General features: G+C 42.0%; 8 protein-coding genes and 1 pseudogene. 2 read left to right on the top strand and 7 right to left on the bottom strand.

Annotated elements, in window-relative coordinates; genetic code table 11:
* Window positions 1–33 precede the first annotated feature (33 nt).
* The 3 genes and pseudogenes from D0T87_RS04030 to D0T87_RS04020 all read right to left on the bottom strand — a co-directional run.
* Window positions 34–1,038: pseudogene (locus D0T87_RS04030) on the bottom strand (acyltransferase family protein); the annotation flags it as partial.
* A gap of 120 nt (window positions 1,039–1,158) precedes the next feature.
* The gene (locus tag D0T87_RS04025; RefSeq protein WP_163173020.1) at window positions 1,159–3,864 is read right to left on the bottom strand and encodes a 4-alpha-glucanotransferase; all 2,706 of its coding nucleotides are present in this window, start codon (window positions 3,862–3,864) and stop codon (window positions 1,159–1,161) included.
* Window positions 3,865–4,056: 192 nt separating this feature from the next.
* A complete protein-coding gene (locus D0T87_RS04020; protein WP_163173017.1) occupies window positions 4,057–6,597 on the bottom strand; it encodes an adenosylcobalamin-dependent ribonucleoside-diphosphate reductase in 2,541 nt (846 codons plus the stop codon).
* 341 nt (window positions 6,598–6,938) lie between these two features.
* Between D0T87_RS04020 and D0T87_RS04015 the strand changes: the two genes are divergently transcribed.
* Complete coding sequence (locus D0T87_RS04015; RefSeq protein WP_163173015.1) at window positions 6,939–7,676, top strand: NADPH-dependent oxidoreductase; 738 nt, start codon at window positions 6,939–6,941, stop codon at window positions 7,674–7,676.
* A 105-nt stretch (window positions 7,677–7,781) separates the two neighbouring features.
* Here D0T87_RS04015 and dnaA read toward each other — a convergent pair whose 3' ends face one another.
* The 3 genes from dnaA to D0T87_RS04000 all read right to left on the bottom strand — a co-directional run bounded on the left by dnaA (window position 7,782) and on the right by D0T87_RS04000 (window position 11,662).
* Window positions 7,782–9,191, bottom strand: coding sequence for a chromosomal replication initiator protein DnaA (gene dnaA, locus D0T87_RS04010; protein ID WP_163173013.1), 1,410 nt, complete (start codon window positions 9,189–9,191; stop codon window positions 7,782–7,784).
* Between the two features lie 346 nt (window positions 9,192–9,537).
* A complete protein-coding gene (locus D0T87_RS04005; protein WP_163173011.1) occupies window positions 9,538–10,455 on the bottom strand; it encodes an MlaD family protein in 918 nt (305 codons plus the stop codon).
* A 1-nt stretch (window position 10,456) separates the two neighbouring features.
* The gene (locus D0T87_RS04000) at window positions 10,457–11,662 is read right to left on the bottom strand and encodes an N-acetylmuramoyl-L-alanine amidase (protein WP_163173009.1); all 1,206 of its coding nucleotides are present in this window, start codon (window positions 11,660–11,662) and stop codon (window positions 10,457–10,459) included.
* A 172-nt stretch (window positions 11,663–11,834) separates the two neighbouring features.
* Here D0T87_RS04000 and D0T87_RS03995 point away from each other — a divergent pair, with 172 nt between their 5' ends.
* Window positions 11,835–12,740, top strand: coding sequence for a transporter (locus tag D0T87_RS03995; RefSeq protein WP_163173006.1), 906 nt, complete (start codon window positions 11,835–11,837; stop codon window positions 12,738–12,740).
* A 152-nt stretch (window positions 12,741–12,892) separates the two neighbouring features.
* Here the strand turns inward: D0T87_RS03995 and D0T87_RS03990 are convergent, their stop codons facing one another.
* A complete protein-coding gene (locus D0T87_RS03990) occupies window positions 12,893–13,750 on the bottom strand; it encodes a hypothetical protein (RefSeq protein ID WP_163173005.1) in 858 nt (285 codons plus the stop codon).
* Window position 13,751 lies beyond the last annotated feature (1 nt).

Genomic DNA, 13,751 nt, shown 5'->3' with positions numbered 1-13,751 from the left:
TTTTCCTTTATTTTTATTTTTCCCGTTGGCCAACTTCTCCGTAGAGAAAAAGTCTTTCTGTGCAACAAACTGTGGCATGATCTTTACGATGAATGGAGTTAATGCCAGCGATACTCCTAAAACCACAATCAATATAGTGATAGCCAACGCCCATTCATTATGAATGAATTTGCCAAAGAATTTCCAACAGAAATGGAGGATAAATGCATGTACCCCCAGCGTGATAACCGAATATCGCCCCAGATATGAAATGATTGGTGCCTTCTTAAACCGTTTGCCGATAAGCATAATTGCAAAAATTCCTGCAAATGCAGCACCATATACCTGGAAGATATTACCTTCATAACTATTGGTACGCATACCAATCTTAGACGCGATGAAGTACATCGCAAGAACAGCTACGGCTACAAATCCGGGGATTAATTTATCGAACCGGTGCGGCATAAGGAAGAAGTTATAACGTCTGATCCAGAATCCGGCAACATAGAACGGTAATGCCGTCATTGCAACATCAATGTATAACGGAAGCTCTATACGTAATTTCCCAAGTGTAAAGCCCGTGACCCCGATGAGCAGTGAGACCAGGAACATCAGCGGCAGATGTTTATCACGCAGAGAGTGGACGAGGTAGAATATGATATTACAATTAAATAAAGCGACCAGGAACCAAATCGGCGGATTGAAATCAATCAGGTCGTGCTTATGGAAAATGATGAGTAGGTCGCTCCATTCTACCGGTAGTTGAAAGGCTCCCGGTATGACTTTCCAAATAATATATTTGGCCATGAATGCACCTACATAGAAAAATGTAAAAGGAATGATCAGTTTATTGATCTTGCGGATGAAGAATCCCCAAAAACCCTCGTAGGATTTGAAGAAAATACCCGAGATAAAGAAGTAAAGAGGCATTCTGAATGATGCAATAATGTTATGGCTGTCCATCCTTTCGAATGGCCCTCCGATATGAGACATAACAACAAGTATAATACAGATTCCTTTTGTGAGGTCGACGAACTCTATACGTTTTCCATCATTCATTTCTACGCCTGTCCTTTAGCATCTTAAGTTTGTTGCAAAGATACAATCAATAAATGATAAAAGGCCCTTTTCGAACTCAAAAAGAGAGAAAAAGACCTTTTTTTTATTGTTTGCTGATAATTATTTTTCCGCACCCCTTCCAGCGCTCATTATAAGCCTTTTTATCTTCTCATTCAGGCTATCTGCTTTCATCAGTTGCTCAAGCGTCAGGTGCATCCGGTATCTCCAGTAATGTTTCGGATTTGCCGGAATATTAATTCGTTCTTCCTGCACATTAGGATTCCTCCATTTGCTATCTATAGACATCCAATCCTGAAGAGCAAGAATGCACAACATCGAGTTGCTGTATAAATGATTGCGTACTACTTCTTCGCAAACTTCGGGAGTTGCCACTGCCGGAGCGGTTCCGTAATGCCCTAACATCTGGTTATAATATCGTTGTATCTGCAGATAGTCCTCCTCCCACCAGCCACGAAGTGTAGACATATCGTGAGTAGAAATTGTACATACTGAACGATACGGGTATTCGTTGAGTACACCAAACTCGTGTGCCGAATTCTTTGGCATTCGCTGAACCTCCAGACTTAAGATGCGCAAATCGTTCATTGCCGTAGCTACGCTATTAGGAATCATCCCCAGGTCCTCGCCACATACCAACATGCGTGTAGACTGCGTTAGCTGAGGCAGTTTCTTCATGGCTTGCTGATACCAGAAATCGTTATGGCGATGATAATAGTATTGATCATACAAGCGGTTGAATACATCTTTCTCCCAATCGGACAAAGCCCGGTAGATAAAATCATGCTGCACACTGATACGTGGGTGGAATCTTTCCGGGTCTTTATGATCTCTGACAAAAAGAACATTACTAATCAAAGCATATAACCCATCGCGAACCCAGATGCTATCCGTATCCGTTTTTCCGGCAAAAAACGCTTCAACCTTTCGTTGAGTGTCGAACTCCGGACGCATACAATATATTTCCCAGGCATCTGTTGGCTCAATAAATGTTTCTTTTACATATTCGGTGTGTGGTCCGAATATTTGTTGAAGAAATGATTCGTGGATATAAGGAGTCAGGAACACCTCTTCACGGAAAGGCAGTCCGTAGCCTTCAATTTCTTCGCGGCTCATGGGCAGTGCAGGCACAAATTGCCCCAATAGCCCATGCACGGCATCCATTGGGATTTGCCAGATACGGAAGAAACCAAGGATGTGGTCGATACGATAAGCATCGAAGTACTCCGACATTTTATGGAAGCGCTTCATCCACCATTTATATCCGTCTTTTTCCATAACATCCCAGTTGTACGTTGGGAATCCCCAGTTTTGACCATTAACAGAGAAGTCATCGGGTGGGGCACCTGCTTGTCCATCCAGGTTGAAATAATAGGGTTCTATCCATGCTTCCACACTGTTTCTGCTGATACCAATCGGAATATCACCTTTCAGGACCACACCATGCTCGCGGGCGTAAGTCGTCGCCTCCAATAATTGCAAATGCAGGTTGAACTGTATATAGTAATAAATAGCAATCTGATCATAGTGAGCACTGCCGGGTTGACATAACAAATCAATTTCCTTATGACTATATACAGAGTGTACCGGCCATTCCCTGAAGTTTGCTGTCTGGTAAATGTCACGTAAATAACTGAAAGCTGCATAAGGCTGCAACCACTCTTTATTGGATTCGAAGAATAGGCGGAAAGCATCTGATGCCAGCACTTTGTTACCTTCTTGTGCGAATATGAGTTGGAAATATTCCCATTTAGCCTGATCGACAGCTTCATAGTTTACGGTAGAAAGTGCATTCAGCTCTTTCTGCTTATCAGAAAACTCGGCCAGTTTCTCCTTATCTTTAATCTTTCCGATTTTACTCATGTCCATATAAAGCGGATGGAACGCGTAAATAGAAATACTGTTGTAAGGGTAGGAGTCGGTCCAGGTATGGGTGATCGTTGTGTCATTGATCGGTAAGATCTGGATGAACTTTTGATTGGTGTTGATAGCCCAGTCTACCATTTTCTTTAAGTCACCAAAGTCTCCGATACCAAAGCTGGTTTCCGAACGCAATGAGAATATAGGGATGGCAACTCCACTGCCTTTCCATGCCAGCAGATTGAAGTACACATACCTGTCGGATATGATGTAAGTTTCGTTTTCTTCTATCTGTGGATTAGATAGATAGCGATTCGGGTTGTCCTCCCATGCTTCTGCCTTTCCGGTTCTTTTGTTGAATAGAACGAACTTATATTCTAAAGGAAAAACTAATTTGGAAGCATCCAACTCGGCTTGCCATTCGGGGAAAGCAACATCGCTCATTTGCCAGGCTTTCCCGGCATCCCAATTGCCCAGTATTTTCTGATTACCCGAAATGGCCAGGCAATAATCTTCACTGATACGTGGAGCGTAAGCCTTAATCATCAATCCTTTCTTAAACCCTTTGGGTGCTTCTTCCTTATGTGGATGTACCAATAACGATTCGGTAAAAGCAGAACTATAGAACTGTTGTTGCTCGGGAATGTTTTTCCAGCAGTCGAACGTCCGGTATCTTTTCTTACTGTTCCCGGATAAGTAGATGTGGCGCGAAAAGCTCTTCCACTCTTCGCGTACAGGCTGTCCATCGCGGTAGATGTAGTAGTTGTATTCGATTGTTTTGTTTTCCGGTATTTGTATTTCTCTCTCTACAGACCAATGAATGCCATCTACTGTACGTAGTGGGGTGGCTTGTGCAGGGTCGTTATTCCCCAGCTCAGGTACCGAACCCAGTACTCTAACTTCCTCTCCCCAATTAGTGCGATATTCGATATGAAATGATAAAGTCATATATATTAAATTAAGTTTTATTCCAAAGGATGATGCAAGATATTATATTCTGATCTTACTGCAATCCTGAAGGCTCTTTGAAATAAAAATAATACTATGCAAACGTTTGTGTAAGCTATGCTTAATAACATAAAAAGGGGCCCATGAGGATCCCCTTTTTACTCTTTTTACATATAATTAATCTACATTTGGTCATCCACATCTGGATGCTCCGCATGTGGTGCAAATAAGACATCCTTCTTGATAAACCAGCGTCTCATTTCCACAGTTCGGGCATTTCTTGCCCTTTGCCTCTGTTCCGTCCTGAACATATTTCTTAAGTGCCCGCTCCACACCGTTCTTCCAGGTATTGATGTTTTCGCTGTCCAATTGTAATGAACTAACCAGCTTAATGACCTGTTCGATCGGCATTCTCCAGCGGAGTACTCCTGATATCAATTTTGCATAGTTCCAGTATTCCTTGTTGAACTTCTCGGATAGTCCTTCGATAGTTGTTTTGTATCCGCGTTTATTCTGGAACTGGAAGTCGTATCTCTTGTTTCCGTGTTCATCAACATTCTTGATGATCTTACCCATAGTGACGCTCTTAGGTAATAAGATACCTTCGTCATCATCCTGTAAACCGGTGAAGATCTCATAAGGTCTGCCATCGAGCAATCCGACAAAAGCTACCCATTTTTCCTTGTTATTCTGGAAACGAACAACATCAGCCTCAAGGGTCTGCGGACGGGTTTCTACAACTGTAGGCGGTTTACATGGTGGAAGCTCTTCGCCTTCTTTTTCACTTTTGGCAGAAATAAGAACTCCCGAACGCGATCCGTCACGGTAAACCGTACATCCCTTACAACCAGATTTCCATGCTTCGACGTATAGACGGTTAACCAGTTCCTCATCAACATCATTAGGAAGGTTGATGGTTACACTGATAGAGTGGTCGACCCATTTCTGGATTCTTCCCTGCATTTTAACCTTCATCAACCAATCTACATCGTTAGAGGTAGCTTTATAGTAAGGTGATTTTTCAACTAACTGGTCAATCTCTTCCTGGGTGTAGCGTTTTGCAGGATCGTATCCGTTTGCCTCCATCCAGGTCACGAACTTGTGGTGGAATACAACATATTCTTCGAAGGCATCACCTGTTTCGTCTACAAAATCAACACGTACTTGTGCGTCATTTGGATTGACTTTTCTTCTGCGTTTATATACAGGAAGGAACACAGGCTCAATTCCCGATGTGGTTTGCGTCATCAGGCTGGTTGTTCCTGTCGGAGCAATGGTAAGACATGCAATGTTACGTCTACCATACTTCTTCATTTCTTCGTAAAGCTGTGGATCAGCTTCGCGCAGGCGGTTGATGAATGGGTTTTCTTTTTCTCTCTCTGTATCGTAAACTTCGAATGCGCCACGTTCTTTGGCCATTTCAACAGAAGAACGATAGGCTCCTAACGCAACTTCTTTATGTACCTTTTCAGAGAATTCAGTCGCTTCTTCAGTACCATAGCGTAGGTTAAGTGCGGCAAGCATATCGCCTTCGGCTGTAATACCTACGCCGGTACGTCTTCCCTGGCCACTCTTTTTATATATCTTATCCCACAATACAAGCTCGGTGCGCTTTACTTCTGATTCTTCAGGGTCTTCATTGACTTTTTCCATGATCTTCTCGATCTTTTCGAGCTCAAGGTCAATGATATCGTCCATAATACGTTGTGCCAATCCTACATGTTTTCTGAACAGTTCAAAGTCAAAATAAGCATCCTCTTTGAACGGATTAACTACATACGAATAAAGATTGATTGCCAATAACCGGCAAGAATCGTACGGGCAAAGTGGAATCTCGCCACATGGGTTGGTCGATACGGTTTGATAGCCCAGATCAGCATAACAGTCGGGAACAGATTCACGAATGATTGTATCCCAGAATAAAACTCCCGGTTCTGCTGATTTCCATGCATTATGCACGATCTTTTTCCATAGACCAGACGCGTCTATTTCCTTCTTTAGAATAGGATCATTGCTGTCTATAGGATATTGTTGGGTGTAGCTTTGACCTTCGACTGCCGCTTTCATGAAATCATCATCCAGCTTAACCGAAACATTAGCGCCGGTCACTTTACCTTCGGTCATCTTAGCGTCAATAAAAGACTCCGAATCGGGATGTTTAATGGATACACTCAACATCAAAGCACCACGACGTCCATCTTGCGCAACCTCTCTCGTGGAGTTGGAATATCGTTCCATGAAAGGTACCAGGCCAGTTGATGTTAATGCTGAATTCTTTACCGGAGAGCCTTTGGGACGTATGTGTGAAAGGTCATGCCCAACGCCACCACGTCTTTTCATTAGTTGTACCTGCTCTTCGTCTATCTTGATGATAGCACCGTAAGAATCGGCAGCACCGTCTACGCCAATCACAAAGCAATTCGATAATGAAGCTACCTGATAGTCATTTCCGATACCTGTCATCGGACTTCCCTGGGGTACAATATACTTGAAATGATCAAGCAGATCGTATAGTTCCTTCGCACTGAGTGGATTGGCATATTTAGCCTCTACCCGTGCTACTTCATTGGCGATGCGCCAATGCATATCCTCTGGTGATTTTTCATAGATGTTTCCAAAGGAATCTTTTACCGCATATTTGTTTACCCAAACTCTTGCGGCAAGCTCATCACCTTGGAAGTACCGTAAAGATTCTTCGAAGGCTTCATTGTAAGAATACGTTTGTTTTCCCACGTTGTTTTGCAACTAATAAGTGTTATTTAAATAAGTAATGTTTGTAGAAGTTATACTTATTATTGATAAACGCTCGGCAAAGCTATGAATGTTTTTTCTTATTTCAAAATAAAAAACGGGTAAGTTATTAACAGGTGTGAAGTTTTCCGTTTTGAACTATTAAGTCGTTGTGAATTAGATGGATGTGATTTTAAAAGGCTTCAAAAGTTTTCCAAAAAGAAAAATCACTTCTATAAATATGCCTGTCCTGTTTTCGGGAATGATGAACTATAATAAGATTATTTAATTATTGAATTGGCCGAATCGTTATTCTTTGTTTTATCTTTGCAAAAAAATATAGTATGGAATCAATGAAAAACAGACGGACAATCCGGAAGTATTTGTCTAAAGAAATTTCTTTAGATTTGTTGAATGATTTGCTCGAGACTTCATTCCGAGCTTCCACAACGGGAAATATGCAGCTTTACAGTGTTGTTGTTACCCGCGATCCTGTAATGAAAGAAAAATTGTCTCCGGCTCATTATAATCAATTACCTATAAAAACAGCTCCGGTTGTACTTACTTTTTGTGCCGATTTCGGACGGTTCACGAAATGGTGTGAAGAGCGGGGGGCCGTTCCGGGATATGATAATTTCCAGTCTTTTATGAATGCTTTTATGGATGCGTTGATTGTAGCGCAGACATTTTGTACAGCGGCCGAAGAAGCCGGGTTAGGTATTTGCTATTTGGGAACTACCACTTATAACCCTCAGATGATTATCGAAACGCTGCAACTGCCGAAGCTCGTATTCCCGGTGACAACGATTACTGTTGGTTATCCGGATGGAATGCCGGAACAGGTCGACCGTTTGCCTTTGGATGGAATTATACATGATGAGTATTATCATGATTATACTTCGGAGGCTATAAGTAGAATTTATGCTTATAAGGAATCGTTGCCGGAGAATAAACAGTTTGTAGCGGAGAATGATAAGGAAACATTAGCGCAGGTGTTTACCGATATAAGGTATACGAAGAAAGATAATGAAGCTATTTCTGAAAATTTTATGAAGGTTCTTAAGCAACAAGGATTCTTATAGAGTTGAAAGTTGAAAGTTGAAAATTGAAAGTTAGGCTGCGCACGGAATATAATTCCGCATGGTAACTTTCAACTTTCAACTTTCAATTTTCAACTAAAAAAGAGATTATCTCTTTTTCTTCAACGAAGTTTCTATACTTTCCAGATCTGCCCGGAATGTTTTATCTACTTCGCATAGTTCTTTCACGATTTTGCAGGCATGCAATACGGTGGCATGATCCTTTCCACCGATTAGCTGACCAATCTTAGATGAAGAAGAGTCAGTATGCTTCTTTGCCAGAAACATGGCGATTTGCCTTACCTGAACTACTTCTCTTTTTCTTGATTTAGTGTGGATAACTGATGTGTCAATCTCGAAGTGTTGGCAAACCGTTTCGATAATTGTATCTATCGTGATGGCCTTTGTTTCGTTACGTACGATTTTGCGAAGGATACGTTGTGCCAAATCCAGATCTATATCTTTATTATATATAGTAGAATGTGCCATGATAGAGATGATAACCCCTTCCAGGTCACGCACGCTTTCGTGTACATTCTCGGCTATATATTCTATAACCTCAGCTGGGAACTGCAAGCCATCGCGATGTAGCTTGTTTCTCAGGATATCTTTTCTCAGCTCAATGGATGGCTTTTCAAGTTCGGCTACCATTCCCCATTTAAAACGGGTAAGAAGCCTTTCTTCCATGCCTTGCAACAATACCGGTGCACGATCTGAAGTAAGGATCAATTGCTTTCCATTTTGGTGCAGGTGATTAAAAATGTGGAAGAATGTATTCTGAGTTTTGGTAACTCCTGCAAACTCCTGAATATCATCTATGATCAGTATATCAATTGTCTGATAGAAGTTGATGAAGTCATTGGTCGTATTGTTGCGTACAGAGTCGGTATATTGCACCTGAAATAAATGGGCAGATACATAGAGTACTCTCTTTTCAGGATATAATTCTTTAATCTTTGATCCAATGGCATTGGAAAGGTGGGTTTTACCTACTCCCGATGCTCCATGAAGGAATAAAGGGTTAAATACGGTTTTTGCCGGATTCTGAGCAACGGCTTCTGCCACACTTCTTGATAGCTTATTGCTATATCCTTCGATGAAGTTTTCAAAAGTATAGTCCGGATTCAGTTGTGAATCCAGGTCTTGTACCGCCGGAGCCTTTAAAGTATTAGGAGCTTTATTGCCGTTACGTATAACACTTTTCTGAGATGTACTGATAGGACGATTGCTGGCTTCAAGATTAATCGTGGTCTTGGAGCTATTATCAACCATTACGTTATACATCAATTTAGTTCCTTCGCCTATTTCTTTATATAGAGTTGCGCGTAGCAAATCTATAAACTTATCTTCTATGAATTCATAAAAGAACTGGCTAGGGACTTGTAAGGTTAGAGTTTTGTCTTCATATTTCAAAGGTGAAATAGGGACAAACCAAGTGTTAAAGGTCGTTTCGGGGACGTTGTCTTGAATTACTTTAAGACAACGATTCCACAACCCGACATGATCAGATTCTATCATACGGCTATCAATACACAATTATAATATAAGCTAAACTTCTACACTGCAAAATTGAGAATCTTATTTCAAAAAAACAAATGCATTTTTTTCTTGCGTTTCTCGACAAAGCAATAATGTATTTAATTTCAGGGAGTTATACGATTTGAAAATTATCTTGTTGATAACTCAGGCTTTGTGTGAATTAACTCTCTGTATGTTAGCTTGTTGTCTTGTTAATATCTTGTTATTTTCCAAGGTTTGACTCAATGAAAAATACGCTTCTTTCACTCACTGGGCTTAGGTTACGGACCTTTTTGTTGAAGGATTAAAACGTCTTTGTTATTTAGATAAATTCTATATAGCAGGATTATTTTGTTTTGTCTTTCCTACCAAAAAGAGAGAAATGGACATAGCGTTTTGGATGCGCTTGCAGGTCTTCCAGGAGGCTTGCTGCATTATTGGCTGTCGCATTTAGGTTATTGTAAAAATTGGGCTCATTCAAGAGTAACCCAATAGAGTTATCTTTTCTGTTTAATTTGTCTGTAACTAATTTTACGTTATACAAGGTAGAGTCTATTTTGCTGAAAGTAGCATCGAAGTCGATTTCTTTTAGGTTGCTACTAACCTGGATGAAGTTGTCTCCAATTGTATTTAATTTGGCCGTAAGCTGAGGAATATCGCGGCGCATCAAGGTGTTCAGATGGGCGGTAGATACTTCCAGGTTGGCCGTTGTATTTCTGATTGATTGTAGCGTTGCGGGAATATTCTCGTCGCCCAGAATACGATTGAGTGAGGTTAATATGGAATCCAGCTTGGGCACCATTTGCTCCACTTGCGGAAGCAGTGCGTTTACACTAGCCATCATGCCTTTGTTTTCTTTTCCGGGGATGGTATCGCCAATGGCATAGCTCTCTCTTGGATTGTTGACCATCATGATGTTCATTTTCACGCCTCCCAGCATTTCAGTCTCAAGCTCTGCCCAACTTCCTTTGGGAATGCGGGTATGGGTGTCGAGTTCTACTTCTACGGTGATGTTGCCGGGGTTGTTATAATCGTAGACGATGTCGTGCACCAGGCCTATTTTGTATCCGTCGGCAAATACGGGGCTTGAAATGGTTAATCCGTTGATATTTGCATATTTCACATAGAAATAGCTGGTTGGTTTGAACAGGTGTACTCCTTTCAGGTAGTTGATGCCATATATGAGTACAGATAGGGCTATGATACCGGCTATTCCGATTCTGACTTCTTTGGTAAATATCTTTTTGATTTTAGATGTTATCATTTTAATTGTTTTTCTTTTTGAACTCTGCAATGGCTGCATTAATATTCATTTTCTTGCCGTTCTTAAATGCTACGATAAACAGGCCGGGGAATTTATCGGATATGCTTTTACGCACACGGATTATCTCATTGTAATTCCCGGAAGCGCCGTATGTGTATTTGTATAATCCACTTTCTTTATAACTGTCTACTCCTTTCAAACCTTTGAATTCTTTATGATTGGTATCCAGGGGTTTGGTTGAAGCGAGTATTTGTACTTTGAAGATGATATTGTCTGCGGCCGGTTGAGTTGCAACGCTTGTTTCGGGTTTACCAGTCGTTGTTACCGGTTTGGTGGCTGCCGCTGGTTTGTTGTTGGTAACGGGTTTGGTTTCAACCGGTTCTTGTTTCGTCGATGGGCTTGCGTATCCTCCGGATGCCAACCGGCTTTGGTGTTCGTCTTTGTATTGCAGAAACGCGCGGTATATTCCCCGTGAGAGATTGTCGACTCCTTCGGTTGAAATGAGATACCGTTCTTCTTCGGGTGTGGAGATGAATCCTAACTCGATAAGCACGCTTGGCATGGCGCTGGCTTTAAGTACGAGGAATCCGGCCTGGTGTACCCCGCGGTCGATGCGGCGGCAGGTTCCTTTAAAATGCTGCTGGACGATGGAAGCAAAGTGTACGCTTTGCGACATGTATTTGTCTTGCATGAATTCGAATATAATATACGATTCGGACGAGTTGGGGTCAAAGCCTGCATACCTCGTCTGGTAGTCATCTTCGTATAAGATTACGGAGTTTTCGCGTTTAGCCACGCTGAGGTTGGCTTCCGACTTGGCCAAACCTAATGTCCAGGTAGATGCTCCTTTGATGGTGTTGTTTTTGGCAAGGGCGTTGGTGTGTATGGAGATGAATAGGTCGGCTTTGGCATTATTGGCTATTTCGGCGCGGCGGTCGAGGCTGACAAATACATCATTGCTTCTGGTGTATACAACGTTTACGTCTTTACAATTGCTCCGGATTAGGTTGCCAAGTTTCAATGCAACTTTCAGGTTGATATCTTTTTCCTTGGAGATTTTCCCGATCGCTCCCGGGTCGTGCCCCCCATGTCCGGGGTCAATAACAACGACAAACTCTTTGGCTGCAATATTATCTATGCATAAAGGTGATGCCAGCAACCATATGCAGATAAAGGTGAATAAAACAAACTGTCTGCGAAACATCATTATTATTATAAAATTAATGTGCAAATGTAGTAGAATTTTGCAGGAAACTACCTACTTTATAATAGTTTTCTGCATTTTTGGTCCGTTTTTCATTAGAATTTCCCTAATTCGGCGTTACTTTGCAGGGAAGAAAACATAAATAGGTCTACACAATGAAGATTGAAACGATGGTATGCTGAAATTTTTAAAAAACTGGACATTGCCTGTTGCCATGTTTGTTGGTGCGGTGGGGTACCCATTGTTTATCAGGCTTTCTTTTCTGACTCCGGCACTGATTTTTATTATGTTGCTATTGACTTTTTCTAAAATATCGCTGAGAGAGTTAAAGCCACGGCCTTTGCATGTTTGGTTGTTGGTAATTCAGTTGGTGGGGGCGGTTGCGGTATATTTGTTGTTGCGTGGAGTTAACGAGGTATTGGCGCAGGCTGCAATGGTGTGTGTGATTTGTCCTACGGCAACATCGGCTGCTGTGATTACGGCTAAACTTGGGGGAAGCGCCGCTAGTTTAACGACATACACTTTGCTCGTGAATATGGTTGTGGCTGTGGTAGTTCCTATCTTGTTTCCTTTGATTGAGCCGCATCCCGAGGTTACTTTCTGGACGGCATGTTCTATTATTCTGGGAAAGGTTTTTGTGCTGCTTATCTGTCCTTTCCTGCTTTCTTTATTGTTACGTAAAGCACTGCCGAAAGTGCACCATACGTTATTGGGCTTGCATGAGCTGGCTTTTTATCTTTGGGCCTTTGCTTTGGCTATTGTGACCTCGCAGATACTTTCTTCTCTGCTGAACTATGCCGAAGACGTTACCATTGGAATACTTATGGCTGTGGCTACCTTCGTTATCTGTTGTTTACAATTCTTTTTAGGTAAAACTCTGGGAAGTGTTTATCAGGATCGTGTGAGTGGTGGGCAGGCACTGGGGCAGAAGAATACGATTCTGGCTATTTGGATGGCTCATACTTACCTGAATCCATTGTCGGCCGTCGGTCCTGGTTTTTATGTGATCTGGCAGAATATGATTAACTCCTGGCAGCTTTGGAAGAAGAGGAAGAGAGAGGGCGAGGGCACTAAATTGTAGGTCAGGAATCTGCCTACAGTAACCTTGTTATGATTGTGACATTGATTGGGCACTGCCTTGCCAACAGCTTGGCACTGCTTTGCCAACGGCTTGGCAATACACTGCCAACAGCTTGGCAATACACTGCCAAGCCGATGGCAAAACTGGGTACTTTATTCGAAGAAAGGGGCTTCTCCTTGTACCTCCTCAAGTACTTTTGCTACTTTGCTGATTTCTTCTTCTTCTCCGCGTATCAGAAGTGTAACTGCTCCTTCGGCACCGCCAATTCCGCCCGAGGCGATATGGATGACTTCTACGTTAGCGAAGGCTTTTATGGCTTCGATTTCGGTAAACACTTCACCGGGTATGAACTTAAGAGTAGGCGTTTGTCCCAACTCCACAATCCGGGCAACGGTTGCTTCTATATCTTCCGACGAATCTTTCTCCAATCCGATTGGAATAATTAATCGTATCTTACCCGACTCTGCCAAAGGAGTCAATGCGCCAATTGTACCTCCAGTGGGGGAGCCAACTAAAACTGCTGCTTTCTTTTGCCGGTAGTTCAATAAGTTACCCCCTTTAAACGCGATAGCACCTTCTTTAAGAAGAGCTATTGACTCGTTTAATGGCTGCGTCTTGGCTTCTCCATTTTCCAGGTATACACTGCCCAGTCGTTGGCTTACTTGTTTGGGCGTATAGTTCTTTTTAGGAACCAAATGTCCCGTCAGTAAAGAGCCGGCAATGAGTGTTTCATTCAAAAACTCTTCGGCAATGTAGTGGTTGGTACTTCCGGTGGTAATAAGCACCTGACCTTTTTGAAGATTTTCAGCGACGGGGGCATAATGCTTCAATCCCTTGGCTATTAATCTTTTTCCTTCTGCAACTGTTAGTGTTGTCCACATTTTATAATTTCCTTTTATTTGTTGTACTTCGGGAGAACTCTCGGGCTTGCTCGTTGTCGGGTTGCAACTTGTAAGCGAGCACATTACAAGTCCGCAAATGATTGGTCCGAAATAAAGAATCTTTTTCATG

The organism is Bacteroides sp. 51 (genome assembly GCF_010500965.1).
Taxonomy (GTDB): Bacteria; Bacteroidota; Bacteroidia; order Bacteroidales; family Bacteroidaceae; genus Bacteroides.
Note: the sequence above shows the minus strand (reverse complement) of the source record. Positions and strands in the feature narration are given on the sequence as shown.

Bases quoted from the DNA above. Each gene is read 5' to 3' on its own strand.
- D0T87_RS04025 (WP_163173020.1), bottom strand. From the start codon at position 3,864: ATGACTTTATCATTTCATATCGAATATCGCACTAATTGGGGAGAGGAA.
- D0T87_RS04015 (WP_163173015.1), top strand. From the start codon at position 6,939: ATGGAATCAATGAAAAACAGACGGACAATCCGGAAGTATTTGTCTAAA.
- dnaA (WP_163173013.1), bottom strand. From the start codon at position 9,191: ATGATAGAATCTGATCATGTCGGGTTGTGGAATCGTTGTCTTAAAGTA.
- D0T87_RS04005 (WP_163173011.1), bottom strand. From the start codon at position 10,455: ATGATAACATCTAAAATCAAAAAGATATTTACCAAAGAAGTCAGAATC.
- D0T87_RS04000 (WP_163173009.1), bottom strand. From the start codon at position 11,662: ATGATGTTTCGCAGACAGTTTGTTTTATTCACCTTTATCTGCATATGG.
- D0T87_RS03995 (WP_163173006.1), top strand. From the start codon at position 11,835: ATGCTGAAATTTTTAAAAAACTGGACATTGCCTGTTGCCATGTTTGTT.
- D0T87_RS03990 (WP_163173005.1), bottom strand. From the start codon at position 13,750: ATGAAAAAGATTCTTTATTTCGGACCAATCATTTGCGGACTTGTAATG.